Here is a 25,402-nt window from a genome sequence, read left to right as displayed (position 1 = left end):
CTGATCAATCACTCCGCTTCTGATCAAATTTTTCTAAAAATTTCACCTTAAGACCCAATGAATAAAATGAGTTGATGAATCATGAGTTTGAAAGGTCATCATGAGTAGTAGATATAGTAGCTGGATAGGGGTCTATAGCAATGGGGAATAGTGAGAGGGAACATGAAAAGAAGACATGTGAATTTTTCTATTTATATTGGAACGAACAACAAATGATTAGTACATGCATATATAAGCATGTATTCACATATAGAACGTTCATATAAAACAAGCATGACTCATATGGTATGTATGGTGAGATAGTTCAGCATCATATAGATCGCATTCCTTCTACTCCCTTCCATATGGTAATCAAAAAGCCGATGCTTTTTATTCTTACATTTACCGTTTAAGCAGCAAAAAAATAAACAAAATGATCCATTTTTATAGGATTCATGGCATACTTATCACCTTTTAAAAGAAAAATATGGAGAATCAGCGAATAACATTTGTTTTCGTCTAATTTTTTTCTCTTTTATCGTCAAAAGTGAAGACAAAACGATTTAGGCAAAACATTACAATCATTTCATGCCTATTTTGAGCTCAAATGTTCTTCATCTGAACTTCATAATATATAGAGGCAAGTCAAAGGAAGGAGTTAGTTGTTTGATGGAGCTCATTGATAATAAATCAAAGAGATGGATAAACATTTTAAAATTGCTTGTATCCAAAAATAAGTGGTGGAGCCTTCAAGAGATATCGAATGAAAATATCGGCTCGGTTCGTGCGATTCAAAGCGATTTAGAACAAATGAAATCGTTCCAAACAGAAAATGGAGAGCCGTTAATCCACATAAAGCCAAGACAAGGCATTTCCATTTGTTATACCGAGACAATTCGAGTGGACTACTATATTAAAGAAATTTTAAAAGATACGATTGAAATCCGATTGATTGACGGCATTTTTTTCGAAGAAAACAGATCTTTCTATGAATGGATGGACACACTTAATATCAGTAGATCCACACTGTATAACACGATTCATAAAATCAACTCGATCCTTACATCCTATGACATTGAGTTACGTCCAGATAGTATGCAGTTTCATGGGAATGAGAAGGAAATTCGTCAATTCTTTGTTGAATTTTTGTTTGAAGTGTATGGAAGCCGGCTTTGGCCATTCGATGATATTCCAAAGCAAGACGCAGTTGATTTATTACAGGAGCTATTTCAGGTGCTTGAAGTCAATGTGCCAGATGTGGCGATAGATAAATACTGCCTGTGGCTCGGCGTTTCCATTCACCGAATGCGAAAAGGTTTTACAATCAGCCGTAAATATACATACTCAATGACTGAAGAAAAACAAACCTCTACAGCTAAAGGAATCTATGATCAAATTAGAAGATGGGAAGAGCACATCTGCCGAATGGCCAAAGACGTATTTGATGTGACGCTGGATCATCATGAATTTGTCTTTTTGCTATTGATCGAACCAGCTATTGGACACTTTAAATCAATTGAAACTGTCGAAGAAAAATTGACGTTCTTTCAGTCGCATACACCACGCCTCTATGATGCCATTCATTCATTTATCACCCAGTTGGAGTCGATTTTTCATCAAGAAATAGCAAATCGTAAGGTGATGACACTCGTTCTTCTCCAATATTATGTGTATTCCAATGAAATTACCGTGAGAGATGGATTCCTTTTCAAAAAGAAATCGAGCTATTTATCAGAGGTGAAAAAACAGTTTCCCTACTTCTATTCGAGGATTAGTCATATCATCCAAGAGTTAAAAACAGACGATATCCTTGCTTCTTTTGTGAAAAATGAACGGGAATTGATTCGTATCATTACATCTTCTTGGAGAGGGCTTGTTCATTTGGAGATGGAACGGAGAAACGTGCTGAACATTTTTGTTACTTCAACATTAGGTTATTATCATAGTTTGTTTATTGCTGATTTAATTAAATTAAGCGTGCCTCCTCTCATTCACATTTTCACAAGTCCAGAAAATTCGTTAAATGATGTCACGATGGATCAACTTGGGGTTGATATGATTGTGACCGATACTGAGCTTCCTCTTCAATTCAGTCGATCTACGCTGCTGATCAGCTCTTTTCCAACAAAAAAAGAATTGGACAACCTACACCGAAGATTGGTTGATATGACAAACTAATGTTCATCATAAAAAAAAGCTGCTGAGACATTCTCAAGCAGCTTTTTGGTTCTGTATTAATGAAGCACGATTTGTTCATTCATCAAATCAATGGCGTAAAGCGATTGCCCATATTCATCTAATAGAAGGTATACTTTGAGCGGGGCAGTGGTTTGATCTGTTTGCTGCGTGAATAGGACACAAGTGAATTTTTCAATCCCATCTGGCAGCTTGCTTTTCAGAAAAGGATGAAGAATAGGAGAGATTCGAAGGGTATCAACATCTTTCAGCCAAAGCTCATCTTGTAACGCAGGATAATGGTCAACCAAAAACTGACGAAACACTTCCAATGTACTCAAGGTAGATATCCTCACTTTCTTCTAACTTGGCTTCAAACTCACCTAAAAACAAACGGAACCAACTCATCATATGATCTCGGTACACGTATTTTCGCATACGGCTTGAGACATGATCACTCACTTTTTAGACATGAACTGTAGATCGACTGTACTGTCACGAATGTTCAATATGTATAACGTTTCCTATGTCATCTCATTGACTCCACCACGAATTCAAACAATGGACCTATGATCATATTCTTACCTGTTTTCTTTCGTGATGAAACGACAACTTCCTGCTACAAAATTCCATTTTTCTGCAAAAAAGAGGGAGATGGGACAAAAAAAGAACAGCACTGACTGTTCTTTCAATAGCGTAAAGTGCCAATTCAAATATCCTGTAAAGGAATGACTTCCCCGCTCACTGCATCCACTCCATCATGACAATCTAGTTTTCCACATAAGACATACTGCTTTTCTGTAAAATCATATACATAGATGGGGGTCAGCTCTAACCGATTTTTTAATTTTTCGAAGGCTTCTTGTTTTGTCATGGTGATTTTACCAGGGGGTTGGAGTTCATCCAACATGCCACACTCCTTAAACATTTCTTTTCTATCTATGTAATTAACGGCTTCAAATGTAAGGGCATCAATGAATATCAAGATTTTATCTGTAAGCAAGCTTCTCTCTTGTCTATTTGCTTTTACTGTTGCATGAATGTAATGATCACGATGAAGAGAAATGCAAACCCATTTTCCGGTGTCGTTAGGATATTCCTGACTCAACAAGTTTTGAACTGCTTTCAAACACTTATCTTTTTCTTCCTCTGTTATTGGCATTGTATCTGGTGAGGGTTCAATTGAAAAGGCTTGATCATCTGAGATGTCTTCTTGAATATTTAATTCCTTTCTTACAAAAGGTTCAGTTATTGGTTCATCCCATTTGATGATTTGGTTGATATTGAGACATTGATGTTCCTGTATCGTACCTTCAAACGGGAGGATTCCGGTTCCATCATTCTTTACATACACTTCTTCTAACGCATAAATTGGACGAATTTTATTCTGATCAAAGGAAGGCCATTCGATTCGTTGCACTTGCTGAAGGGCTAAGCTTTCAATCTTCTCAATGAGCAGCGTATATTTTTCAGCCCTGTGCTTTTTTATTGAGACAAATGGGCCGTGACGAACAAAGTAAATGAGTTGTCCATGTTCATCCCATTTCACATCAATCATGCCCGAAGGGGTCACTGGTACACCAGCAATTTTTTCTTCAAAAATAAGCTCCCCTTTTTCCTCCTTATGCAAGTGAAAGTGCTCTCCATATATCAACCCTGTTTCTTGTTCAATCCATTTGATGGCGTCATTCTGGGCGCTATCAAAGCACACACCCTCCTTTGCATATGTTTTACCCATGACAAAAACAGCACTCTCAACCTTTCCTGTATTCAAATTCACTTCTATCACGGCTGTGCCATCCGGGTTTAAATCTTCGTCCACAGGTTCCGTTTCATGTGGAGGAAACCATTCCATACACAATTTATAAATTGTTTCATTAAACATATTCACATTTCGGTAATACTCGTAGTTTTTTAAACGATAATCATCTAAGCCGAACTTCTTTCTTGTATCATCTATTAGATGCTGTAGAGTTTCATTCATTTGTTTCACCTCAATCTGTTAAGTGATTATCTTATGGAAGGACGAAAATAATGATAAAGCCGAATAGGATGATAGCTGATAAAAGGCCTAAAACCAAACCCATCATATTTGATTCCTTTGTATACCCTTTTAATTCGTGTTCCTCAGTAGATCGATCAATTTTTCTAAAGCGAAAAAGCATGCTTACATTCATAATAACTAGAAACATAGCCACTAAGAAAAATAGAAATGCAGGTTGTATTTCAAAGAATGGGTTCGTTACATCTCGGAAGCTAAATGACTGAAAAAACATCAGACCACTCAATACTACTCTCGAAATATTTTCTGTTCTCTGTTCTTTCTCCCACTCTTTTCCTAACTTCTCTTTTTCATAAATAGCTACCTGCTCAAAAATGGGAATGAAAGATTTTGTTGATTTCCTTTTAAAGAATCCTAAAATACTTTGAAAGAGCATGACAATTCCTAGACAAAAAAACAAATGAGTTAATTGAATATGTAAGATTTGAAAAAAGATTGAAAACGTCACGATCATGATGCCAGCTATTAAATTACATGTGACTAATTGGTTTGTTCTCATCTTTTTCAGTGCTACTTGTTCCATACAATACTCCTCTCCTTCTCTATTGGTTCTAATAAAAGCTCTACCTGTACTACGTTTTTACCGGAAAAATGTTTCAATATTTTTCCTTTCTATTGTGAATTTGGTTTTTCACACACGAAAAAAGTAAAGAGTAATTCCCTTTACTTTTTCGCTTGCCTCTATGGGTTTAATCCTATTCTCAAACCGCTGAATTGACTGCTTACTCATTTTCATGGACTGTCTAATCAGTTCATATTAGTGTTTAAAAATTCCCCTTCACAATCGTTCTTTTGGCTTTCTTGACAATTCTGCTGGTTGCTTTTGTATCAGAATCTTTTAACCACTGTTCACACAGGTTTATGACCCAATTTGGTTGTGTTTTACTAGCGTCATTGAGCCAGTTTCCTACAGAATCTTGAACATATGTTGATGGATCAGATTTGAGCAAGTCTAGAATAGGCTGTGCCCTCATTGGCTCTTGTTTTAATGACTCAATATGCTTTGTCCAAACACCTCTTGGGCGAATAGCTTCTACTGAGAAGCGGCGAATATTTTCATCTTTACTTTTAGCCCATGCTGTTAAATGTTCTATACTTTGATCGAGCTGATCCGTTAGGCTTTCTCTCACTGACATCCACGCAATTTCTCGAACACCAAAATGATGATCAGCTGCAAATGGCTGAATGTACGCCAATTTCTCTTCCAAAGTTGATAAACGTTGTTTGTTCATATAAGCAGCCCAACAACGGACGCTATCAGATACATGGTGAGTAAATGCCTGTAGCACTTCCGCTTGTTTTTCCCCATTCTCTTTCTGTAGCCATTCATCTAACAATTGACCGATGAGACGAATTGCTTTCATTCCAGACTCAGCCTTTTGTTGAGTGATCTTAGATGTTAAGCCGTCTAAATGATGGTCTAAACCAACGGATGGCAAAACATGACGTAATAACGTCATGTGATTGACAGCCAGCCATTCAGTTAAATTTACACTCTCTATTTTTCCCTGATTCAAAAGGAACAAGACGTCATGAGGGATATCAGTCCCCTTTCGAGCACCTTTTCGATTGATGATCTCTTCGCTTATTTGCATTTATTTTCTCTCCTCGTCTAGTGGTGCTTTTGTTTGATATTCATCGTTTTTAAAAGAAATATATGAATGCCTTCAATCTTTGGATATTGCCCCCTATTGTATCAAATAAACAACTTTACTGGTGCATTCTTCAAATCAAAAAGAAACTACCCGAAATAAGTAGTCCCTTCCATACAAAATTGAATTTAAGTTACCTTCCTTGCTCGATCACCTTCAAACGCTTATGTTGAGAAAATCGGTCAAACGCCACCATGAGAATGGTCATGAGTAACGCAAGGAAAACCGTACCGGCGCTGAGCCAGCTTAGGTTCAATACAGAGGTTCCGTTTAACACAATCCCCCCTAAACCCGATCCTAAAGCAAATCCGAATTGAATAAATGATGTATTAACACTTAATGCGATATCAGGAGATTTTGGAACAAGGGTTACAAGATATAGCTGCTGAGCTGGTGATGTACTCCATGTTGCGATCATCCATATCATGATAACAGCCACCATGACCACGAGATTCCCTGTGACAAATGCTAGTAGCATGAGCATCATGATTTGCAAGATGATGCCAGAAAAAATCGTGAAGATTGGTCCTTTTTTATCTGCTGCCATCCCTCCAAGGCTTGATCCTAAAAAGCTGCATATTCCCGCTAGTAACAAAATGCCACTGATTTCTGTGATGCTTAGGTTGGCTGATTTTTGCAGGAAGGGCGTTAAATAGGTAAATAACGTGGAATATCCCCCTACATAGAATAACGTGACTGCCACTGCAAGTAATATACGCTTGTCTTTTAAAATCGATAATTGCATACGAAGCGTCACCGGTTCTTGTTCTTTCATAGAAGGGATCCGCCTATACACCACAATCAGCGGAATAAGCGTGATCACTCCAATGGCTGCGAATAATGCTTTCCATCCGATCATACTGCTTAGAAATGTCCCGATTGGAACGCCTAAAACCAAGGAGCTGCTTAATCCCATTAAAATGATGCCAATGGCTGTTCCTCTTTTTTCCCGTTCTACAAGACGAGTTGCAACCGCCATCGCCACTACAATCGCCGTTCCCCCACTGATTCCTTGTAAAATTCTTGTGATCATGACCATTTCAAACGAATGGCTGATACTTGTGATGAAGTTACTTAAAATAAAAATGATCAGCGTCCATGTTAATATTTTTCTGCGGTCCATATTGATGGTTAGTGCGATGACAATCGGTGCACCGATTGCGGCCGAAAGTGCTAAAGATGTGACCAATAAGCCAGCAGTAGACGTTGTGACATGTAAATCATGTGCGACCATTTGAATAATGCCAGTAATGATGTATTCGATCGTTCCGATTAAAAAAGCTGCTAAAGCAAGTAAATAGACAACGGTTTTATTTTGCATCGTGACGTTTCTCCTTTGGGCCATGTTTACGATTTGATTTCATTTTTAATAGGAATTTGAATTTCAATGAGTCTGCCTTCTTCATTTTCTGACAATGGGTAATAGATTTCTCGGCCCGGCTGATCATCTTTCACGCGATATCCGTTATGTTCAATCCATGTCGCCAGGTCAACACAAGCAGTTTGTGCGGATGGAGAATGTGAATGAAATAAGAGTGTTGCCATAGTGTCTTCTGCAGGTAACGTGCGAATTGTCATTCCCTGAGGAAGAGAGCACCTTAACGATTTGACGGAATACCCCACCTCAAATTCGAACTCACTTTCTTTCTCCAGTGATTCTCTCCATAGCACCACTTGTGGTCCCGAGATCGATTCTTGTTGATGTTTATGTAATAAATGATGAAACATTTGAAAGAATGAAGGGATTTCTTCAACAGTTCCGTTGGATTGAAAAGACATGATGCATTTACTTTCAACAGATTTAATGATGACCTCCTGTTCTTTTTCAACACACCCCTCTCGTTTGATGAGGTGCATCCGCTCCTTAATACGGGCTAATTTCTGTTGTTCTCTCTCGATCAATTGCTGAATCTCACTCTCTTTCAAGAGAAACATGCCCTGAATTTGCTCTACTGAGATATCTTCACGAAGAAGCTGCCCCATTTGTTTTAACGTAAAGCCTAATTCCTTATAGAGAAAAATTCGATTGACCTCAAGTAACTGCTCAGCTGAGTAATAACGGTATCCCGAATCTTGATCGATCTGCTGAGGCTTTAATAAATCAATTTGGTCGTAATACCTTAAGGTTTTGACAGGCACTTTACTTAACATAGAAAAATCGCCGATCTTGAACATCCTGCATCTCCTCCGATTTGTTGATCTGATCACAGTATAAACCTTTCAGTTAAGGGGAAGGTCAACAAGAAGTTGATTAAATTTTTCAAAAGCACGAAAAAACCTAGATTTCTCTAAAATCTAGGTTTTGCTCATTATCCTACTATTTTTTCTAACAATCCCATCTCTTCAACAATCTTTATATCATCCATAAATCGTTGCAAACTTACTTTATGTTCTTTCTGTTGTAAATCTGTTGAATAACCTAAGCATAGATTAAAAATACAATCTAACCTTTGTCCGACTCCACTATAAAAATAATTCGTCAATATTCCATTATTTTCACTTGCAAGAACCACAACTGTAGCGATCTCTAATACATATTCTATATCTTCTATAGAAATCGTTCGATCCTTTTTCTTAGCAGTCATGAATTCATGACTATGAATAGAACGAATCCTACCTTCAAGTAAATTGAGTATAGACCTTTTATAGATGACATACACACTGTGAATATGATGTTTATCAGGACAATAGGGATCTTGTAAAATGAATTTTATACGTTCATCTTCTTTATCCATTTTTATTGCATCAAGATCATATAATAAAATATGATCAATTTCTTCTATTTTCATAGGAGGAAACATGTGGGCTACATCTGTTTTGTTTTTCATTTGATCACCCCGAAATCTAGTCTCTATTACTCCAAATGTTCCAATCTTTCAAGCCACTTGACAAGAGTTCCGTTTGTAAAGACATCGAGTATGACACCCTCGCAAAATCGTTCAGCTCTCAGAACCCCCATGATGAGAGCCAGTACACACTGCGCATTTACATTTGAGATGTCCACATTCTCCATATCGTTCGTTCCATCCTCAATGCCATTTTCTTTGAGGATCTCACTGTAGCGGGTAAGCTCCATTTCTTGATGTTGTTCTGCAAAGGTATAGACATCCTCGATAAAACGACGGACCGTTTCGGAATAATTCACATAGGGCATCTGAATCGGATGTTCCGCTGTTCCATCATTTTCTTGATCTATGACCCATTCACCAATATCATCGCCTTGAAGCATAGGGATATAGTTTATTAAGATGTTAAATTGACTCAATCTCATCCTCCACCTTTCTGAATTAAAAATTCTTTGATCGATCTCTCTCAATAAGTTAATAAAAAAGTCCGTGATGATCGTACAAACTAGAAGCCAGTATTCAAATCACGAACCATTTTTATTCATTTCACTTTTTACACTCGCACCATCGATAGAACTGTCTTCACATACACGGTATTAATCATCTTGCTCGTCAACGTTTATGTGTCATATTAAATAATAAGCTGATACCAGCTGTGAATAAAGCGTCAAGGAATTTATAAGACGATTCCCAAATAAAAAAACACCTCTGTCACATCGTTGCGAAGAGGTTATGTTCACTATTTTGTCTTTATAGTTCTTAGAAAGGCACTTCTGTTCTCTGTGGCATTTGTCAGCATCTTCGCATTTTCATTGAGTCTTTGTATCAATGCATCCTTAGCTTTTCCTTCAAATGAAGAGAGTAAAGCAACATACACTTCAGCTACAACCTGTTGTGCTGAAGAAAAGTCTGACGCATGTTTTGTGTCTTCTTTTAGATTCTGACAATGCGTTTTTAAACTTGAACCTACAATTTTTTTTAATTCCTCATTCTGTTGTAATCGTCTGTAAAACTCATCTGCATCCATATTAACTCCATATGGCAATTGAAATCCTCCTTACAACCGTAACCATCTTGCTAATTCATTATCCTTATCTTTTAAATCCTCCGCCATTTTCACAATAAACTCACTAATATCCTCTAAATCTCTAATCAAATAATGTAGAGAAGCCTCAGTTTGATACTGTTCTTCTGAGTCATAAAATGCTGCTCCATCTTTCACAAAAGGGGCGTGAAACAATATAGCTTTTTCAACGTCACTTGGATCTAAATCCTTGAATTCTCCTAACCTCTTTCCGCAAATAGATTTCACGTCATAAATCATTTTGCTGTGATCGTGAGGGAATTGTTCAATTGCTTGTTTTTTTGTTTTTAAGTCTTCGATAGCTGCCTGTAATCGACGAGCTAATTCTTTTGCATATTTGGCATCCACTTTGATGGTTTGTCCATTCATACCTGAATAAGATGAGAACGATTCGATATTCTGGTTATAAACACCTTTGCTTCCATCCACACTTTTGATATGACCATTCTTATCAAAAGTAAAGTTCGACTCATTTAAACTATGAGTATCCGGATCTTTTGCGAATGCTTGGCCATAGAAGGAAGTAATCAAATTTCCTAAAACCCCAGGAACACCAAACGGAGACACAAACCGATCTATACGCTCTCTTCGTGATTGACTAGGATCTTTCGTATAAATTGTCGTTCCATTGTGCCTGTCATATTCCAACAACCAACCTGCCCCCACCATATCATCAGGATTAATGATGGCTTTATGATACAAATCAAATTCGCCGTTTCTGATTTTCTTCTGAGTTTCTTCATCATGCAGTTTAACAATGGAAGGGTTGTTAAAGGCTACACTGTAAACATGATTGTTTACACCAGCGTATTCTGCATCTGCCCCTCCAAGTGAGTGACCCGTTGTTGAAATCACTGTATTAGTGCCAGCATACTTTTTCACTTCATTGGCGACGAGCTTATCACCTTGATCAAATTGAGATGTCTTAGTGACAATTTTGTATTCTCCACTTTTCAACAACATGGCTTGTTCCATACTACCGTTATACTTGGTAATCGCTTTAGAGTTTTCAGGTGCCTCTTTTTTCATGATGTATTTGACTTTCTTTTTCGGATCTTGACCCATTACCACGTTGCCGCCATCTGCACTTATCACGTCAGCTTTGATTTGTTCTTGATTTGTTCCTTGAAAACCTATGACAACATTCTCAGGCTCTTTGGGTTTAACCCATTTACCTTCTTTTTTCTTGGCTTGGACAAATACGTAAACATCTAGCCCTGTGTCTGGGTCTTTTTTGATTTTGTCTACGTAAAAAGCTTTTTTTGAATCATTTACAAGTGGTGTCTTATTCTCATAGGCTTTTCTCATTTTCTTTTCACTATATGTATTTTGGCTCAGAGAAAAATAATCTTTATCTGTTAAATTAGGTATGTCCGTCTTTGTATTCATGTACAATGCCCCTTCTCTCATGTAAAATCTAAGATAGAAAGGATGGTTTTATGAAAAAATACATAATTATCCTTGTGACTTTGGTTATTATAACACTTGGAGGGATATTTATGAAGGAACAACACGACAAAAAAACAGCTGCCCAAGAAGCTAAAAAAGAAGAATTGTATTCCTTGGCTAAGAAAAGAATGACTGACTTTATTAAAACAAACTATAATGATATTAAACGAATTGATTATACTGATGATTATGAGATAAACCCAATGGGCGGTATTGAAATTAATGGTTATCTCAATGAAAATAAGAAAAAAGAAATATGGGGAATCTATGATAAGGGCAATGACGAAGTCATATCTTTCACTGTAGATGCTAAAGAAAAACCCGAGTGCGAAGATAAAGTATGCGAGTATTAAAAAGAGGATAAATCATCGAATAAACAAAAACGTCCCCTTGGAATTTCAAGGGGACTATTTGTTTACTTCAAGAAGGCTTCGAGCTGCGCCTTTTTCTTTGGTTTTGGACCATAGATACCATCTGCGATAACACCATGCATATATTCATATAAAACTTCCATTGATAAAACATGACTGGTGATATTTATGCTCACTTAAAAAAAATTTGGTGATTACTTCATATTAGAAGGTTAAATGATCATAATGGCCTTTCGCGGTTCTTTGCCCACTATTATTTAAGGACTAAAGACACCACACACTCCACATGCGCCGTATGCGGAAACATATCCACTGGCTGCATGTATTCGATCTTGTAGTCTTTTGACATGTATTCGAGGTCTTTTGCTAGTGTAGATGGGTTGCAAGAGACGTAGACAAATCGTTTTGGTTTGACTTGTTTAACCGTGTCTAGGAAAGTGCGTTCGCAGCCTGTTCTTGGCGGGTCGACGACGATAACATCGGGACGGAAGCCTTCTTTGACCCATTTTGGCAGCCAGTGTTCGGCTGTGCCTGTCACATAAGTTGCGTTTTTCATGCCGTGTTTTTTGGCATTTTTCTTCGCGTCATCAATTGATTCTTTGATGACATCCATACCTCTTACTTCTTTTGCTCCATCTGAGAGCCACATTCCAATGGTTCCAACGCCGCAATACGCATCGACTACCTTTTCTTTGCCAGTCAGTTTGGTCGCTTTTTTCGCTTCGTCGTAAAGCTTTAATGTCTGCTTCGGATTCAATTGGAAGAAAGCCCGTGCACTCAATTCAAATGAGACGTCTCCTAAAAATTCTTGGATGACCATGTTGCCAGCTAGGAGCGATGTTTTATGCCCAAAGATGACTGACGTTTTTTCGCCATTGATATTGTGCATAATAGACGTCACTTCTGGCAGACGTTTTTGAATGGCTTCGGCGATTTCTTTTTTCTTTGGAAACTCAGGCTTTGATGTGACAAGGACGACTTGTACTTCACCTGTTTCAAAGCCCACACGCACAACAATCGAGCGCACGTCGCCTTTTCTTGTCCGCTCGTTGTAGACAGATACGCCGAATTTCTCTAAAATTTTGCGGACGACGCCTGTTGTTTTGTTCGTTTTCGGATGCTGGACGATACATTCCTTGATCGGAACAAGTTTATGAGAATTCAGCCCATAAAGCCCTGCGATGATGTCGCCGCTATGTGATCTTCCGACTTGGAACTGACTTTTATTCCGGTAGTGCCATGGATCTTCCATACCGATTGTTGGTCTAATATCGATCTTTTCAACCGACAGCTTTGTATGACGCTCCATTGATTGAATGACAATATCGCGTTTTTCCTTTAATTGCTGCTCGTATGCCAAATGCTGAAGCTGACAGCCTCCGCACTCTTCGTATACTGGGCACGGCGGTTTCACTCGATGTTCTGAGCGCTTGCGGACTTTCCTCACCGTACCTTCTGCATATTTCGCTTGGACATTCGTTGCTTCAACTACTACTTCCTCACCTGGAAGTGCACCTGGGACAAAGACCACTTGCTTTTTAAAATAACCGACCCCTTCCCCATTAATGCCAAGGCGTTTAATGGTAAGCGGGAACTGCTGCCCCTTTTGCAGAAGGGCTCCTTGCTGTTTTTCTTTCACGTTTATTCTCTCCGTTCTATTTAAACCTTTATCGGTTGTCCTCATTTTATTCCATCTGAATAGTATATCACGACTTGGACGAAGAGAGAAAATGCCTTTCAATTATTTATCTGTCTCTATACTTCTCCATAAATAAAGGGAGGCGTAGCTTAAATACGGTGCCCACTCCTTGCTTAAAACTGCCATCTCTTCTTTTGTTGGCTTTTCTGGCAGGTCAAAGTGACGTTTGATCGCATTTTGAATCCCGATATCTGCCATTGGAAAGAGATTTGGTCTTCCAAGTCCATTCATGAGGACATTTTGAACCGTCCAAGGTCCAATCCCTCTAATCGGAAGCAGACGTTCTTCAATTTCAATATCCGTTAAGTCGTGTAATTCTTCTAAATTCAGAGAGCCGCTCACTATTCGCTTTGAGACATCAATCACATATTCCGCTTTTCGCTGACTGAATTGCAGTTTTCTCAAATCATCGGTTTCAAGTGATGCAATGGTTTCCGGTAAAGGGTCAAACCAGACGCCGTCGATTTGCTCACCATACGTATGAACAAACCGTTTCGTCAGCTCATAAGCAAATGCAAGATTGAGCTGCTGATGAATGATGCATTTCATCAAGCAATGATATAGATGGAAATCCAGCATAAGCGGCGTTCCGATATGACGTTCAAAAATGGGCGCAAGATTTGTTTGAGCAAAATGGTCATGCACGGCGTGTAATTGATGCTCCATGCCAAATATCCGCTTCACCTCAGAAAGGATCGCTTCCTCCGGCCCGTTTGCCTGTATCCGGAACGAAGGCGCTTCTTTTGTTCCTGTCGCTTGAACGACTGCAACGTACGGTTTATGATTCAGCCTCATCGGTACTTTGATTTCTCTTTTATCCAGATCGACCGCCTTTAATGGATCGCTCGACAAACGTCTCAGCACTTGATCGAAGTGATAGGGCGGTTCAACCAATAGGTGTTTTTCCCACATGTTTTTCCTCTTCCTTTCTGCCAACACACGCAGATGTGATTGTTTCACTTTGCATGAATGATTCTCTATATTGAATACTTTTAAATATAAAGAGTACAAGAATTTATCAGTTATATCTTCCTTATTTATGGTCATTCTCCTTTTGGATAGATGAAAATTTTTAGTCGAATTCAGCTAAAATTCGACAGTAATCTTCAACATTTTAGGATCATTTTCCTTAAATTAGAAATAGAACCTATGGGTGATATCTTCTATTTCAAAAATATTTGTATAATTATGACATATCAAGGAGGTGAACAAAGGAATTAGCGGATTAGGCAATCATTTGTTTCATCTTGCAGGAACATATTTACCTCATTGATAACCGGCTTCACCTAGTTTCACGTTTTACTAAAAGAAGACCCAAAATTTAAAAACAAAGGAGATCCGACCAATGAAAAAAACAATTCTTTCTGTTGCCCTTGCCACTGCTGTTTCTTCGACACTACCAGTATTCGCTGACGCTGCTGAGCAAAAAACTGCTCCAGTTTCAACAACTATTCAGCAAACTGTGTTAAACAAAGCTGCTGAAGGTAAAGCTTCAACAAATGCGACAAATGTTAACATTAACTTTGACGTACTTGGAATTGCCAATGCATTAATTAATGCTGCAAATGCTAACACGAACCGTGAAGGCTTTGTCAAAGGATTAATGGAGTCTGCTTTCTATGCTGCTGGCGCAAAATACAATGTCATGGTCTTTAACTTAAGCCAAGGCTATGAGACTCGTTTCAACGGTGTTAAAACGTTTGCTACTGTTAAATACGGAAGCATTACGTACGGAGTTTGGGTATTTGAAAATGGATCTTTCACAAACAAAGGTGATGGCGGTTACATCAACTGGGCATTTAGAGGTTGGTTCGACCGTAACGGTGGTTTCGTCAACTTCCGTCGTCCTTAATTCTCGCTTTATCCATCAATCATACACGCACATTGGACCGATCTCAGCGATGAGATCGGCTTTTTTATGGTGAAAACGTATAAGTTCACCGCCGGTGCTTCATGATATAATGCAAGTCTGGAGGGGTGCACATGCTGAAAAAACTTGCAGTGACAAAAAACGGCGACTTGATTGAACATGCAACATTGCAGCAGCTTTCAAGCCCCGATATTGCTTGGTATTGGATTGATTTTTATGCGCCAACGGAAAAGGAAGCAGCACTGTTAAAGGAATTTTTTCAGTTCCATCCGCTTGCGATTGAAGATTGCTTCCATTATTTACAGCGGCCAAAGCTTGATTTTTATGAAGGGTATTTATTTTTCGTCCTTCATGCCCTCAATCAAAAAACACTTCGATCTGAAGAAGTCGACCTGTTTGTTGGAGAAAACTATATCGTTACTTTTCATTTGAAGGAAGCACCCTACATTGATAGAGTCATCCGAAAGCTCAAAGGGTCTGATAAAGCACGAGAGAGCGGTCCAGAGCATATGGCTTATATGCTGATTGACCAGCTCGTCGATGATTATTTTCCTATTATTTATCAAATTGAGGACAGGCTCAATGAAATCGAGGATGAAGAAGGACATAAAACGTATGGTACATTAATGAACGAAGTATTCGGTATTCGATCCGATTTGCTCAAACTGCGCAGAACCATTATCCCGATGAGGGACCTCTTATATCGAATTGTGAACACGAATATGATGAAAAGCGATGCAAACCGGCAAGCATATTTTAATGATATTTATGATCATTTATTGAAACTAACAGAGATCGTTGAGTCAAACCGTGATATGACAGCCGATTTACGAGACAGCTATCAAACACTAAATTCCAACCGAATGAATGCCATCATGATGACACTGACCATTGTCTCGACGATTTTTATTCCACTGACCTTTATTGTTGGGGTGTATGGGATGAACTTTGATAACATGCCTGAATTACACTGGAAATATGGCTATTTTGGTGTACTGATTTTCATGGGTTTGCTTGTCTCAGGGATGCTTTTGTGGTTTAAACATAAAGGATGGTTTAGGATTTTTAAATAGTTTTTTGAGAGAAGTGCTTGAAAGGGAGATACTATGGAAAACTGGATTCCACTGACAGACAAAGAACTAAAGTACGCATGGAAAACATTTGATCAAAAGTTTAAATTTAACCCAAGCATCTCTCGCTTTCCCGGTTTTCAAGCACCATCTCCTTACATCACATATGATATCTCTGCTTATTTCGAGGACCCTTCTCTCCTAAGTGGGGATGAAGACCTTGAAAAGAAGGCACTGCTGTCTTTTCAGGAGAATATCACCGGAACGGACGAATATATGCAGGTACTTGATTGGCAGCACGACTGCTATTGGATCACACCATACGGCTCATTTGAAAAAGATGAATTTGGAGAATGGAGAGTTCCTGTGCTCCCAAATGGAGATTACTATTTCTTTTTATCAAAAGAGATGACTTGGGGTTTACTAGGACATCCTTGGGAGCAAAGCATCACGATTTTCGGTGAGGGCTTGATTGACTCCTTTACTCGTCATCGTCCCCTTTTGTTCCAGCGTAAAATAAGAGAAGGATAAGTCAAAAAGCTTGCAGTGTCTGCAAGCCTCAGATTGTTGACAAAGGGCTAAAATGAACTTGATTTTAGCCCTTTGTCTTCTTTTCAGCGTGATAGAAAACCTTTGCAGTCTAGGAAGGACGAGTACTGGCGCGGAGCGAATTTCACATTCGTGAGCACCAGCACGGAGGACTGCGGGCGAATGCGAGGGTTTGGCTACACGCTGAAGCTTGCAGATGTCTGCAAGCTTTTTTCTATAGCTGAGGAAGATGCCATACTTTTTCAAGCATGAGATCGTCTAAGCTTTTAAAGGTATATCCTTGTTTTTTTAAAGCAGTGATGGCATCATCAAGTGCCTCGGCATTGTCCCTTGAGACGGTATGAAGTAAGTAAATGGCACCCGGATGCGCCTGTTTCATCATTTGATTGTACGCATACTGTTTTCCTTTTTGATGGTGGATGTGCCAATCTACAAACGCTACTGACCAGAAAACGGTTTGGTAGCCAAGCTGTTTCGTTTCCTTTAGTACCCTTTCACTGAACACCCCGCGCGGTGGACGAAGGTAGAGGTTATCTTGTTTTCCTGTGATTTTGTATACCGCTTCATTGACACGATCTAGCTCTTCTTTGATTTCTTTCGTGCTCTTTGTTGTTAAATCTGGATGGTGATAGGAATGGTTGCCAATAATATGACCTTCCTCTGCCATACGTTTGACGAGCTTAGGCTGGTCCTTTACGAAGTGCCCAGTCACAAAAAAGGTGCCGGGTACTTGATGTTTTTTCAGCACGTCCAAGATTTTGGGTGTGTACCCATTTTCATAGCCATTGTCGAATGTAAAATAAATCTCTTTCTTTTTCGTATTTCCTAAATAGAAAGCATCATATTTCTTTAAGAGTGTCGTCAGTTCCTTGCCGGCATCTGCTGGCTTGTGCTCTTTGCTTTTAGCAAATCCCCAATGAATCGGCTGATTAGACACGGCTTCTAAGTTTGAAAAAGGCATCGATACAAAAAGCGCACATAGACAGATCAGTATGCATTTTTTCATTTACGTCACTTCCCGGTTTTTCTTCTATTGTGCAGAATATACCGGGTACTCATACACTTTTTGACCTGCCAATTTAAAGAAAAAAGCTCGCATCAGCGCGAGCTATTCTTCCTTCCAATCGGTTTTAAACCGTTCATATTTCGCTTCTAGGTCGTCGATCATCTGGATGAGTCTGTCTATATCCTCAACGTCTGTGGATTCAGGATCTAATGAATCAATCACATTCATAAACATATCTAATCGGTTCTTTAAATAATCAACCTGCTGCTCTTTGCTGTCTGCTGCCTTGCCCATAGATACACTCCCTTTAGCATTTGTTTATAGCTTATCTTTTTTTCCTTTGTAAATCAATTGTGTCCCCTCTTGCGTATAACGGTGATGGGGCTTAAAATTAACTGTTGGCGGGTCTATGTTTGCCCGAATGAAAAGGAGATAGATACCATGAACCAAAAAACAGCACTTCGTCCGATTACACCTGCATTCGACCCTTGGGAAGCCTATCTCGATGTGCAGGATTACGGAGAAATGAAGCTGACAAATATTGAATTGACGACAACGACGTTGTGTAACATGAGATGTGAGCACTGTGCGGTTGGCTATACTTTGCAGCCAAAAGATCCGAATGCACTGCCACTCGATTTACTGCTTCGCCGTTTAGATGAAGTACCGCTCTTGCGTTCCCTTAGCATCACAGGCGGAGAGCCGATGCTGTCTCTGAAATCTGTACGAGAATATGTCGTTCCTTTATTAAAGTATGCCCATGAACGCGGCGTCCGTACCCAAATTAATTCGAATTTAACACTTGATTTGGCTCGATATGAAGAGATTATTCCATACTTGGATGTCCTACACATTTCACATAACTGGGGAACAGTCGAAGAGTTTGCTACGGTTGGTTTTGCAATGATGGACCGAAAGCCAACCTTTGAGCAGCGCGAGAAATTGTTTAACCGCATGATTGAGAATAGTCAAGCACTTGTGAAAGCGGGTGTAACCGTATCTGCTGAAACGATGCTGAATAAGCGTACGCTTCCTTATATTGAACACATCCATCGTCAAATCGTGGACGAGATGAAATGCCAGCGCCATGAAGTTCATCCGATGTATCCAAGTGATTTTGCCAGCGCCCTTGAATCATTGTCGCTTCCGCAAATGCGGGATGCGATTCATCAGCTGCTCGATGTTCGTGATGAGAACACATGGATGCTGTTTGGCACATTGCCATTTTATTCATGCAGCACAGATGAAGAAGACCAGCGCCTCTTGACTCGATTGCGTCAAGCGAAAAATGTGACAGTACGAAATGACCCTGATGGTCGTTCACGATTGAATGTGAATATTTTTGATGGGAATATTATTGTGACAGACTTTGGCGATACACCGCCATTAGGAAATATTGAAAACGATACGTTGCAATCAGCTTATACACGCTGGATGAACACAAAATTGGCAAAAGAACTGAATTGTCATTGCCCAAGTGTGCAATGCCTTGGTCCGAATGTTCTTGTGAAAAACAGTTATTATCAAGATGTTGATTTTACTTCTCGTACAGCCAGGGGGTAACCGATAGATGGACGAAACATTTCTGACAGTGGTCAAGAACAAATACATTGAAATTCTCCTTGTTGGCCTCATTCTTTGGCTTGCCGTCTTTATGATCAACAAAGCGCTTCAGATTTTCTTTAAACGAACTGAATTCATTGAAGATAAAAAGAAAAAAACGATTGAGAGCTTGGTCAAATCGGTTTCAAAGTACACAGCTTCCATATGTTTTGTCTTATATGTGATTTCTCTATTTTTTCATGACTTTGGGAAGATTCTTGCGGGGGCTGGTGTCGCTGGAATTGTCATTGGTTTTGGCGCTCAGACCTTGATTCGTGATATTTTAGCCGGCATTTTCCTCATTTATGAAAGGCAAATTCATAAAGGTGACTATGTGACGGTCAATAATCTTTTTAACGGAACCATTGAAGAAATTGGTCTCCGGTCTTTGCAAATTAGAGAATGGAGCGGCAAGCTGTTAACCATTTCAAACGGAGACATTCGTCAAATCCAAAACTACAATATGCACTACATGCGTATCACAGAGTCAGTCTTGATCAGCGCAAACCAAAATCCTGACATTGCTTTCAAGGCGCTAGAAACAGCATGTGATCATTTAAATCAAATGCATCATGATTTACTGAAAAAAGATGAATTCCAAAACGCCATTGAACCTTTTCAGGTTCATGGCATTATGGGGCTCAATAAATTGAATCGCGGGATTGAGATCACCGTAAAAGGAATGGTCGAGGATGAAAAATACTTCGAAGCCGCCCTCGCTGTGCGAAAAGAAATGATCACACAACTTCACCAGCATGATGTGAAATTGCTTGAGGATCTCGTCTATCCACAGCCTGCAAAATAACCTCATTTGTGATGGGGTTATTTTTGTTAATTAGTTAATTATCATGCATGTAGTTCACATGATCATTCGGTGTGATGAGCTGACTAGACCGCATGAGAAAAATAAGACGCTTGAACAACTTGGACATATCAGCTAAGGAATCCTTTTCTTTTCAGCCCTCTTACTTCTATCCTCTTGACTGATTCATGTATAATAGAAAGCAGATTGATTTCATGCAGCATGGGGACCCTCATACTGTGTATTTACTAAGTGAAAGAGAGTGAATAAGATGGGTCGTAAATGGAACAACATTAAAGAAAAGAAGGCATCAAAGGATGCCAATACAAGTCGTATTTACGCAAAATTCGGGCGTGAAATCTATGTGGCTGCCAAGCAAGGTGAGCCAAACCCAGAATCAAACCAAGCACTTCGTTTTGTCCTAGAACGTGCAAAAACATATAGTGTCCCAAAACACATTGTGGACCGTGCGATTGAAAAAGCAAAAGGCGGTGCAGAAGAGAACTTCGATGAGCTGCGTTACGAAGGATTTGGTCCAAACGGATCTATGGTGATCGTTGATGCCCTGACCAATAACGTCAACCGCACAGCGTCTGATGTTCGTGCAGCATTTGGGAAAAACGGCGGAAATATGGGCGTCAGTGGATCTGTTGCTTACATGTTTGACCAAACAGCGGTGATCGGTGTCGAGGGGAAAAGTGAAGAAGAAACGCTTGAACTTTTAATGGAAGCAGACATTGATGTACGTGACATTATGGAAGAAGATGATACGGTGATCGTCTACGCTGAACCAGATCAATTCCATCAAGTTCAAGAAGCGTTCAAACAGGCAGGCGTAGAAGAATTTACTGTCGCTGAAATCACAATGCTGCCTCAAAACGAAGTGACATTAGATGATGAATCGAAAGCACAATTCGAGAAACTAATCGATGTATTAGAAGAGCTTGAAGACGTGCAGCAAGTTTATCATAATGTGGATTTAGGGGAATAATCAGCTAAGCCATCGTAGTTGTTGGATTCATTCAACTTCCGCGTTGGCTTTTTTATTGTCTAGGTAAGGTTTACGTTCTACTCAAGACCATGTAATATGAAGAAAGAGTCGTTTCCACAAATAACCAAGGAGCTGAGTTTCATTTTTAAAACATGGTGGTTCTCGTATTATGGCTTTATGATCCTCCCTTTTATTGGCCTATGCTTAATTTTCAACAATTTGACGATATTCACTAAAGTCTTTCTCTTTCTTTTCTTTGTATGGTTTTTATATAACGCCTTTGATTTTTACATTCATGAAATGAAAAAGAAAAAAGATAGGACATCTTAATCAAAAAACAGTCATCTCCCCTTGGTAAGAGGAGATGACTGTTTTTAATTCATCCCTTGAAACCCAAACGTCAGGTGATCCTGAACAGGAATCCAAGCGCCGATTCCTTGTGAGGTCACGTTTTTCACGACGAGTTTGCGTTTATTTCCTTTGAGCACAAGGTACACTTCTCCGTATGTGACCTTTCCTTTTTCATTAATCGCTGGTGCATAGGCATGAAGAGATGCTGCTTTTTTCGGAGATACGTGGTAGGACTGATCTCGTTTTGTTCCTGCACCAATCACTGTGTCGAAGGCGAGCGGAAGTTTTGTTTTTTGGATGGCTTTTTGCATCATCAATGTTTTCACATCTTCTGGGTTTGGTACTTTTGCTGTGAGCCCTCCACTTACTTTTACTTGTTGCTTTTGCACATATTTGCCGATGGCTGTTTTGTTTCCGCCTCTATTATCAATGTGATTCGTGTTCACTTTTTTGTATTCCCAATTGGCGACGGTTTCGTTTGAATCATAGCTGAGTGCCCATCTTCCAAGAAAAATCGTTGCCCTGTAGCCAACTGCTAGCGGTGTACCTGAGATACTGGATTCATTCAGCATTTTAATTAAATGTGTATTTTCAATTGGTACACTTGTTGTTTTAAATAATTCGGCCGTCAGCTCGCTTGGCTGTAGCAGCGGTTGATCTTGCGACGCATTTGGATACGTATTTTCTTTTGAGATACTGGCGACAGACGATGGCACCTTAAACGGCTTTGCTGCCTCGGCTGGAAAACTGTATAGAAAACTTAAGGATAAGAGAACAACAAACATGATGCGGGGCATCTTTTTCATATCATCACTCTTTCTCATTCATTTTTCCATAGTATTTTCCCGAAAGACGTCCCTTATCCACAAAAGATTATAAAAGGAAAAATCCAATCGCCATAATGAAATAGGCAGCGAGCAATGTAGCACCTTCAAACCAGTTCGTATCCCCATCATTTGAGAGGATGACCGTTAGTAAAACAGAGGATGCCATGGCAATGAGTTCTGGTAATGAGAAGATCAGTGGCATTTTCTTTTCAAAAAACAGAGAGCTGATCACAAGGATCGGTGCGACCATCATGGCGACTTGAAGCGTAGAACCGAAAGCAATTTCGACCGCGACATCCATTTTGTTTTTATACGCCATGATGACGGCAGAAGCGTGTTCTGCTGCATTACCGACAATCGCAACAATGATGACCCCGATAAATAGTTCACTCCAGCCAAACTGTTCTCCGACTGTGTCAAATGTATGGACGAGCCGCTCTGAAATATACGCCACAGCAATTGTCGCAAGGAGTAAAATCGCCGTGGCAAACTTCCCCGACCATTCTGGTGTTTCTTCTTCCGTCGCTGCTTCCCCTTCAGCAATTTCCTGCTTGGCAACATAAACACCTCTGTGGCTGACCAGTTTGAAATAGAGTGCTGCAACATAAAGCAAAATCATCACAATGCTAATGCCGATACTTAAAACAAATTGACGATCTTCTGCCATCCCCATGGAAAAGACTTCTGGAATGACAAATGCCACAATAATCGCAAACATAAGCAACCCAGAGTTATGCCTTGCATCGTGGACATTGAACTCTTGTCGTTTAAATTTCAATCCGCCAACGAAAAAAGACAGTCCAGCCACGAGCAGTAAATTGCCGATCACTGAGCCAGTGAGTGAAGCAAGGACAATGGCGGTGAGTCCTTGTTTTAATGCAAAAAATGAAATGATTAATTCCACTGCATTTCCAAAAGTAGCGTTTAATAACCCACCAATTCTTGGTCCCGCTATAATGGCAAGACTCTCTGTCGCTCTTCCCATATAACTTGCAAGACCGATGATGGCGATACAATAGACGGCGAACATGACAGCCTGCGGGAAATGAAGAAAACTGCCAATTACAGATAATGGAACACCAATTGCGACAATCACAAGAAACAAACGATTCATACAGCCAATCTCCTTTACATCATATCTGACTGTTATTCTTTCGTGAGTGCCGGCATCATATACATTTAGATTCGTTCGTGTGAAAGGGTGGTATCAATCGTTCCTTTCACGGATTGCACCATGGAGCAATGCTTCAACGCAAGTTTCATTACTTTTTCCAGCTGTTCATCAGAGGTGCTAATGCTTTCAAAGATCATATGTAAATGAATATGAGTGATTTTGTTTACAGGTCCTTCTCTTGTCGTTTCAGGTGTAATGGTCAGCCCTTGATAGGATATTCGTTTTTTCCGGCATACATGAATGACCATTTCTCCAAAACAGCCCGCAATAGCCGAGGTGAACAATTGATACGGCCTGTATCCCGCTTCTTCATTTCCTGAAATATGTAGCTGCCTTTGATCAGCATTAGCGACCCACCGATCATTTTCGTATATCAGCTTCATTCCTTTTCCACCTTTCTATTGAAACCCCTATGGTTCCATTGTACGATGAAAGCATGAACTTGTAAGGAGCTTCTTATGTCGAGAATTCATTTTATGATTTTAATTTTACTTGTATCCGTATCTGGTTTTTCACAGGGAGCGTTACTGCCAGTTATTTCGATTATTTTCGAACATGCCGGCACTTCCCCGACGTTAAACGGACTGCATGCCACCGGTTTATATATCGGCGTGCTGCTTGCGTCTCCTTTTATGGAAGCGCCGCTGCGCCGCTTCGGATTTAAACCATTGATCGTCATTGGGGGCGCTGCTGTCTTTTTAAGTTTGTTTAGCTTTGTCTTTATTGAATCTTATGTCGTCTGGTTCTTCTTGCGGCTGATGATTGGCATCGGTGATCATATGCTTCATTTCTCCACACAGACGTGGGTAACCTATGCCTCATCATCTAGAAATCGCGGGCGAAATATTTCATTGTATGGGTTATCCTTTGGACTCGGTTTTGCCGCTGGCCCTTTTTTAACACCACTCATTGAAATCAATCCATCTTTGCCGTTTATTGTGTCTGGTGCAGTTAGTTTGTGTATTTGGCTGCTTGTGTTTGTTTTAAAAAATACATATCCTGATACAGGTGAAATGCAGACGTCAGAGCAGACAAATAGTTTGAAGCGCTTCAAGAAGGCGTTCCAATTTGGCTGGGTAGCCTTTATGATGCCGTTTTGCTATGGCTTTTTAGAAACGACGCTCAATAGTAACTTCCCTGTGTATGCGCTGAGAAGCGGGGTGACGATAGATGCTGTTGCGTTTATTTTACCTGCGTTTGCGATTGGGAGTATTGTTTTTCAGCTTCCTCTCGGGATGCTGAGTGACCGTTTCGGCAGACGACGCATGATTTTAGTTGTGACACTCGTCGGTTCATTCTTTTTCCTTTTAGCAGGGATTTTCATTCAGTCCGTTTTGGCTGTTGCGATCTGTTTCTTTATCGCAGGTATGGCTGTAGGTTCGACCTTCTCACTTGGCATCAGTTATATGACGGACTTATTGCCAAAGCATCTGCTACCTGCTGGGAATTTGATGTGCGGGATGGCGTTTAGTGCAGGAAGTATTCTCGGTCCGGTTCTTGGCGGATTCTTTGTGCAGACGTTCGAGGGCATGAATTTACTTTACCTTGTCAGCATTGTGATTTTATTTGTGTTTTGTTGTGTTCGATTTGGGCGTACACAGTCAGTGGTCGACACTCGAAACGAATCCATTTCTCATTAAAAACTCCCCTGCACCTATGCAGAGGAGTTTTTTCATCTAGTGATACCCATTTTGCCCATTCGCACTTCCACTTGTTTTGTGCTTTGGCTGATGGCCTTTGTTTTGTTTTGTGTTGCTTCCGCCTTTTTTCGATTGTTTAGACATTCGTTATTCCCCCATCCATTAAGATTGAACAAGTTCGTTCTTCTTTAGGATGCCCGGTT

At 39.8% G+C, this 25,402-nt stretch carries 26 protein-coding genes; 9 read left to right on the top strand and 17 right to left on the bottom strand.

Annotation, left to right across the window (positions count from 1 at the left end):
• The first annotated feature begins 648 nt into the window (after positions 1-648).
• Positions 649-2,157: a helix-turn-helix domain-containing protein gene (locus M2369_RS16455; protein WP_259255039.1), complete on the top strand. Its 1,509-nt coding sequence runs from the start codon at positions 649-651 to the stop codon at positions 2,155-2,157.
• A gap of 56 nt (positions 2,158-2,213) precedes the next feature.
• On the opposite strand, the gene M2369_RS16450 is transcribed toward M2369_RS16455, so the two are convergent.
• The 10 genes from M2369_RS16450 to M2369_RS16405 all read right to left on the bottom strand — a co-directional run bounded on the left by M2369_RS16450 (position 2,214) and on the right by M2369_RS16405 (position 11,187).
• The gene (locus M2369_RS16450) at positions 2,214-2,495 is read right to left on the bottom strand and encodes a hypothetical protein (protein WP_017366847.1); all 282 of its coding nucleotides are present in this window, start codon (positions 2,493-2,495) and stop codon (positions 2,214-2,216) included.
• Between the two features lie 368 nt (positions 2,496-2,863).
• Positions 2,864-4,138 (bottom strand): hypothetical protein, encoded by a 1,275-nt coding sequence (locus tag M2369_RS16445; RefSeq protein ID WP_041506588.1) that lies wholly within the window; start codon positions 4,136-4,138, stop codon positions 2,864-2,866.
• A 31-nt stretch (positions 4,139-4,169) separates the two neighbouring features.
• Positions 4,170-4,739: a hypothetical protein gene (locus tag M2369_RS16440; RefSeq protein WP_024720260.1), complete on the bottom strand. Its 570-nt coding sequence runs from the start codon at positions 4,737-4,739 to the stop codon at positions 4,170-4,172.
• A 241-nt stretch (positions 4,740-4,980) separates the two neighbouring features.
• Positions 4,981-5,811, bottom strand: coding sequence for a DNA alkylation repair protein (locus M2369_RS16435; protein ID WP_259255038.1), 831 nt, complete (start codon positions 5,809-5,811; stop codon positions 4,981-4,983).
• A gap of 190 nt (positions 5,812-6,001) precedes the next feature.
• Positions 6,002-7,189, bottom strand: coding sequence for an MFS transporter (locus M2369_RS16430; protein WP_259255037.1), 1,188 nt, complete (start codon positions 7,187-7,189; stop codon positions 6,002-6,004).
• Positions 7,190-7,215: 26 nt separating this feature from the next.
• Positions 7,216-8,043 carry a MerR family transcriptional regulator gene (locus tag M2369_RS16425; protein WP_259255035.1) on the bottom strand — a complete coding sequence of 276 codons (828 nt, stop codon included), beginning with the start codon at positions 8,041-8,043 and terminating at the stop codon, positions 7,216-7,218.
• A 134-nt stretch (positions 8,044-8,177) separates the two neighbouring features.
• The gene (locus M2369_RS16420; RefSeq protein ID WP_259255031.1) at positions 8,178-8,696 is read right to left on the bottom strand and encodes a hypothetical protein; all 519 of its coding nucleotides are present in this window, start codon (positions 8,694-8,696) and stop codon (positions 8,178-8,180) included.
• Positions 8,697-8,722: 26 nt separating this feature from the next.
• The gene (locus M2369_RS16415; protein ID WP_082055579.1) at positions 8,723-9,133 is read right to left on the bottom strand and encodes a DUF6508 domain-containing protein; all 411 of its coding nucleotides are present in this window, start codon (positions 9,131-9,133) and stop codon (positions 8,723-8,725) included.
• A gap of 320 nt (positions 9,134-9,453) precedes the next feature.
• Positions 9,454-9,759 (bottom strand): hypothetical protein, encoded by a 306-nt coding sequence (locus M2369_RS16410; RefSeq protein WP_045034484.1) that lies wholly within the window; start codon positions 9,757-9,759, stop codon positions 9,454-9,456.
• Between the two features lie 12 nt (positions 9,760-9,771).
• On the bottom strand, positions 9,772-11,187 hold the full coding sequence (locus M2369_RS16405) for a lipase (RefSeq protein ID WP_259255026.1): 1,416 nt from the start codon (positions 11,185-11,187) through the stop codon (positions 9,772-9,774).
• A gap of 50 nt (positions 11,188-11,237) precedes the next feature.
• Between M2369_RS16405 and M2369_RS16400 the strand changes: the two genes are divergently transcribed.
• On the top strand, positions 11,238-11,600 hold the full coding sequence (locus M2369_RS16400) for a DUF1433 domain-containing protein (RefSeq protein ID WP_007496632.1): 363 nt from the start codon (positions 11,238-11,240) through the stop codon (positions 11,598-11,600).
• A gap of 271 nt (positions 11,601-11,871) precedes the next feature.
• Here the strand turns inward: M2369_RS16400 and rlmD are convergent, their stop codons facing one another.
• The gene (gene rlmD, locus M2369_RS16395; protein ID WP_396126120.1) at positions 11,872-13,257 is read right to left on the bottom strand and encodes a 23S rRNA (uracil(1939)-C(5))-methyltransferase RlmD; all 1,386 of its coding nucleotides are present in this window, start codon (positions 13,255-13,257) and stop codon (positions 11,872-11,874) included.
• A 102-nt stretch (positions 13,258-13,359) separates the two neighbouring features.
• Positions 13,360-14,229 carry a DNA-3-methyladenine glycosylase family protein gene (locus tag M2369_RS16390; RefSeq protein WP_110487611.1) on the bottom strand — a complete coding sequence of 290 codons (870 nt, stop codon included), beginning with the start codon at positions 14,227-14,229 and terminating at the stop codon, positions 13,360-13,362.
• A gap of 433 nt (positions 14,230-14,662) precedes the next feature.
• On the opposite strand from M2369_RS16390, the gene M2369_RS16385 reads away from it, so the two are divergent.
• From M2369_RS16385 to M2369_RS16375, 3 genes are all read left to right on the top strand, one after another.
• Positions 14,663-15,169: a hypothetical protein gene (locus M2369_RS16385; protein WP_024720250.1), complete on the top strand. Its 507-nt coding sequence runs from the start codon at positions 14,663-14,665 to the stop codon at positions 15,167-15,169.
• Positions 15,170-15,300: 131 nt separating this feature from the next.
• Positions 15,301-16,260, top strand: a complete 960-nt coding sequence (corA, locus tag M2369_RS16380) for a magnesium/cobalt transporter CorA (RefSeq protein WP_007496624.1) — start codon at positions 15,301-15,303, stop codon at positions 16,258-16,260.
• A gap of 33 nt (positions 16,261-16,293) precedes the next feature.
• Positions 16,294-16,788: a DUF2716 domain-containing protein gene (locus M2369_RS16375; RefSeq protein WP_135010384.1), complete on the top strand. Its 495-nt coding sequence runs from the start codon at positions 16,294-16,296 to the stop codon at positions 16,786-16,788.
• Between the two features lie 232 nt (positions 16,789-17,020).
• Here M2369_RS16375 and pdaA read toward each other — a convergent pair whose 3' ends face one another.
• Together pdaA and M2369_RS16365 are read right to left on the bottom strand one after the other, a co-directional pair.
• Positions 17,021-17,812 (bottom strand): delta-lactam-biosynthetic de-N-acetylase, encoded by a 792-nt coding sequence (pdaA, locus tag M2369_RS16370; protein ID WP_039168013.1) that lies wholly within the window; start codon positions 17,810-17,812, stop codon positions 17,021-17,023.
• A 102-nt stretch (positions 17,813-17,914) separates the two neighbouring features.
• Positions 17,915-18,106 carry an SE1561 family protein gene (locus M2369_RS16365; RefSeq protein WP_003218031.1) on the bottom strand — a complete coding sequence of 64 codons (192 nt, stop codon included), beginning with the start codon at positions 18,104-18,106 and terminating at the stop codon, positions 17,915-17,917.
• A gap of 147 nt (positions 18,107-18,253) precedes the next feature.
• Between M2369_RS16365 and yfkAB the strand changes: the two genes are divergently transcribed.
• From yfkAB to M2369_RS16350, 3 genes are all read left to right on the top strand, one after another.
• Positions 18,254-19,375 carry a radical SAM/CxCxxxxC motif protein YfkAB gene (yfkAB, locus tag M2369_RS16360; protein WP_259255014.1) on the top strand — a complete coding sequence of 374 codons (1,122 nt, stop codon included), beginning with the start codon at positions 18,254-18,256 and terminating at the stop codon, positions 19,373-19,375.
• 7 nt (positions 19,376-19,382) lie between these two features.
• On the top strand, positions 19,383-20,219 hold the full coding sequence (locus M2369_RS16355; protein WP_047946517.1) for a mechanosensitive ion channel family protein: 837 nt from the start codon (positions 19,383-19,385) through the stop codon (positions 20,217-20,219).
• A gap of 268 nt (positions 20,220-20,487) precedes the next feature.
• Complete coding sequence (locus M2369_RS16350; protein ID WP_007496614.1) at positions 20,488-21,207, top strand: YebC/PmpR family DNA-binding transcriptional regulator; 720 nt, start codon at positions 20,488-20,490, stop codon at positions 21,205-21,207.
• Positions 21,208-21,581: 374 nt separating this feature from the next.
• On the opposite strand, the gene M2369_RS16345 is transcribed toward M2369_RS16350, so the two are convergent.
• The 3 genes from M2369_RS16345 to M2369_RS16335 form a co-directional block, all read right to left on the bottom strand.
• Positions 21,582-22,364 carry a YfkD famly protein gene (locus M2369_RS16345; protein WP_017358796.1) on the bottom strand — a complete coding sequence of 261 codons (783 nt, stop codon included), beginning with the start codon at positions 22,362-22,364 and terminating at the stop codon, positions 21,582-21,584.
• 67 nt (positions 22,365-22,431) lie between these two features.
• The gene (cax, locus tag M2369_RS16340) at positions 22,432-23,499 is read right to left on the bottom strand and encodes a calcium/proton exchanger (RefSeq protein ID WP_259255010.1); all 1,068 of its coding nucleotides are present in this window, start codon (positions 23,497-23,499) and stop codon (positions 22,432-22,434) included.
• A gap of 65 nt (positions 23,500-23,564) precedes the next feature.
• Positions 23,565-23,942, bottom strand: a complete 378-nt coding sequence (locus M2369_RS16335) for an OsmC family protein (RefSeq protein ID WP_259255008.1) — start codon at positions 23,940-23,942, stop codon at positions 23,565-23,567.
• 75 nt (positions 23,943-24,017) lie between these two features.
• Between M2369_RS16335 and M2369_RS16330 the strand changes: the two genes are divergently transcribed.
• Entirely contained in the window at positions 24,018-25,199 is a 1,182-nt protein-coding gene (locus tag M2369_RS16330) for an MFS transporter (protein WP_259255006.1), read from the top strand.
• Positions 25,200-25,402: the final 203 nt, after the last annotated feature.

This window comes from Bacillus sp. JUb11 (assembly GCF_024807925.1).
Taxonomy (GTDB): Bacteria; Bacillota; Bacilli; order Bacillales; family Bacillaceae; genus Bacillus; species Bacillus altitudinis.
The sequence above is the reverse complement of the archived record's forward strand: the minus strand, read 5'-3'. Positions and strand labels throughout refer to the sequence as shown.

Excerpts from the sequence above, each read along its gene's own strand:
- M2369_RS16455 (WP_259255039.1), top strand. The coding sequence starts at position 649 with ATGGAGCTCATTGATAATAAATCAAAGAGATGGATAAACATTTTAAAA.
- M2369_RS16445 (WP_041506588.1), bottom strand. The coding sequence starts at position 4,138 with ATGAATGAAACTCTACAGCATCTAATAGATGATACAAGAAAGAAGTTC.
- M2369_RS16440 (WP_024720260.1), bottom strand. The coding sequence starts at position 4,739 with ATGGAACAAGTAGCACTGAAAAAGATGAGAACAAACCAATTAGTCACA.
- M2369_RS16435 (WP_259255038.1), bottom strand. The coding sequence starts at position 5,811 with ATGCAAATAAGCGAAGAGATCATCAATCGAAAAGGTGCTCGAAAGGGG.
- M2369_RS16430 (WP_259255037.1), bottom strand. The coding sequence starts at position 7,189 with ATGCAAAATAAAACCGTTGTCTATTTACTTGCTTTAGCAGCTTTTTTA.
- M2369_RS16425 (WP_259255035.1), bottom strand. The coding sequence starts at position 8,043 with ATGTTCAAGATCGGCGATTTTTCTATGTTAAGTAAAGTGCCTGTCAAA.
- M2369_RS16420 (WP_259255031.1), bottom strand. The coding sequence starts at position 8,696 with ATGAAAAACAAAACAGATGTAGCCCACATGTTTCCTCCTATGAAAATA.
- M2369_RS16405 (WP_259255026.1), bottom strand. The coding sequence starts at position 11,187 with ATGAATACAAAGACGGACATACCTAATTTAACAGATAAAGATTATTTT.
- M2369_RS16400 (WP_007496632.1), top strand. The coding sequence starts at position 11,238 with ATGAAAAAATACATAATTATCCTTGTGACTTTGGTTATTATAACACTT.
- M2369_RS16390 (WP_110487611.1), bottom strand. The coding sequence starts at position 14,229 with ATGTGGGAAAAACACCTATTGGTTGAACCGCCCTATCACTTCGATCAA.
- M2369_RS16385 (WP_024720250.1), top strand. The coding sequence starts at position 14,663 with ATGAAAAAAACAATTCTTTCTGTTGCCCTTGCCACTGCTGTTTCTTCG.
- corA (WP_007496624.1), top strand. The coding sequence starts at position 15,301 with ATGCTGAAAAAACTTGCAGTGACAAAAAACGGCGACTTGATTGAACAT.
- M2369_RS16375 (WP_135010384.1), top strand. The coding sequence starts at position 16,294 with ATGGAAAACTGGATTCCACTGACAGACAAAGAACTAAAGTACGCATGG.
- pdaA (WP_039168013.1), bottom strand. The coding sequence starts at position 17,812 with ATGAAAAAATGCATACTGATCTGTCTATGTGCGCTTTTTGTATCGATG.
- M2369_RS16365 (WP_003218031.1), bottom strand. The coding sequence starts at position 18,106 with ATGGGCAAGGCAGCAGACAGCAAAGAGCAGCAGGTTGATTATTTAAAG.
- yfkAB (WP_259255014.1), top strand. The coding sequence starts at position 18,254 with ATGAACCAAAAAACAGCACTTCGTCCGATTACACCTGCATTCGACCCT.
- M2369_RS16355 (WP_047946517.1), top strand. The coding sequence starts at position 19,383 with ATGGACGAAACATTTCTGACAGTGGTCAAGAACAAATACATTGAAATT.
- M2369_RS16350 (WP_007496614.1), top strand. The coding sequence starts at position 20,488 with ATGGGTCGTAAATGGAACAACATTAAAGAAAAGAAGGCATCAAAGGAT.
- M2369_RS16345 (WP_017358796.1), bottom strand. The coding sequence starts at position 22,364 with ATGAAAAAGATGCCCCGCATCATGTTTGTTGTTCTCTTATCCTTAAGT.
- cax (WP_259255010.1), bottom strand. The coding sequence starts at position 23,499 with ATGAATCGTTTGTTTCTTGTGATTGTCGCAATTGGTGTTCCATTATCT.
- M2369_RS16335 (WP_259255008.1), bottom strand. The coding sequence starts at position 23,942 with ATGAAGCTGATATACGAAAATGATCGGTGGGTCGCTAATGCTGATCAA.
- M2369_RS16330 (WP_259255006.1), top strand. The coding sequence starts at position 24,018 with ATGTCGAGAATTCATTTTATGATTTTAATTTTACTTGTATCCGTATCT.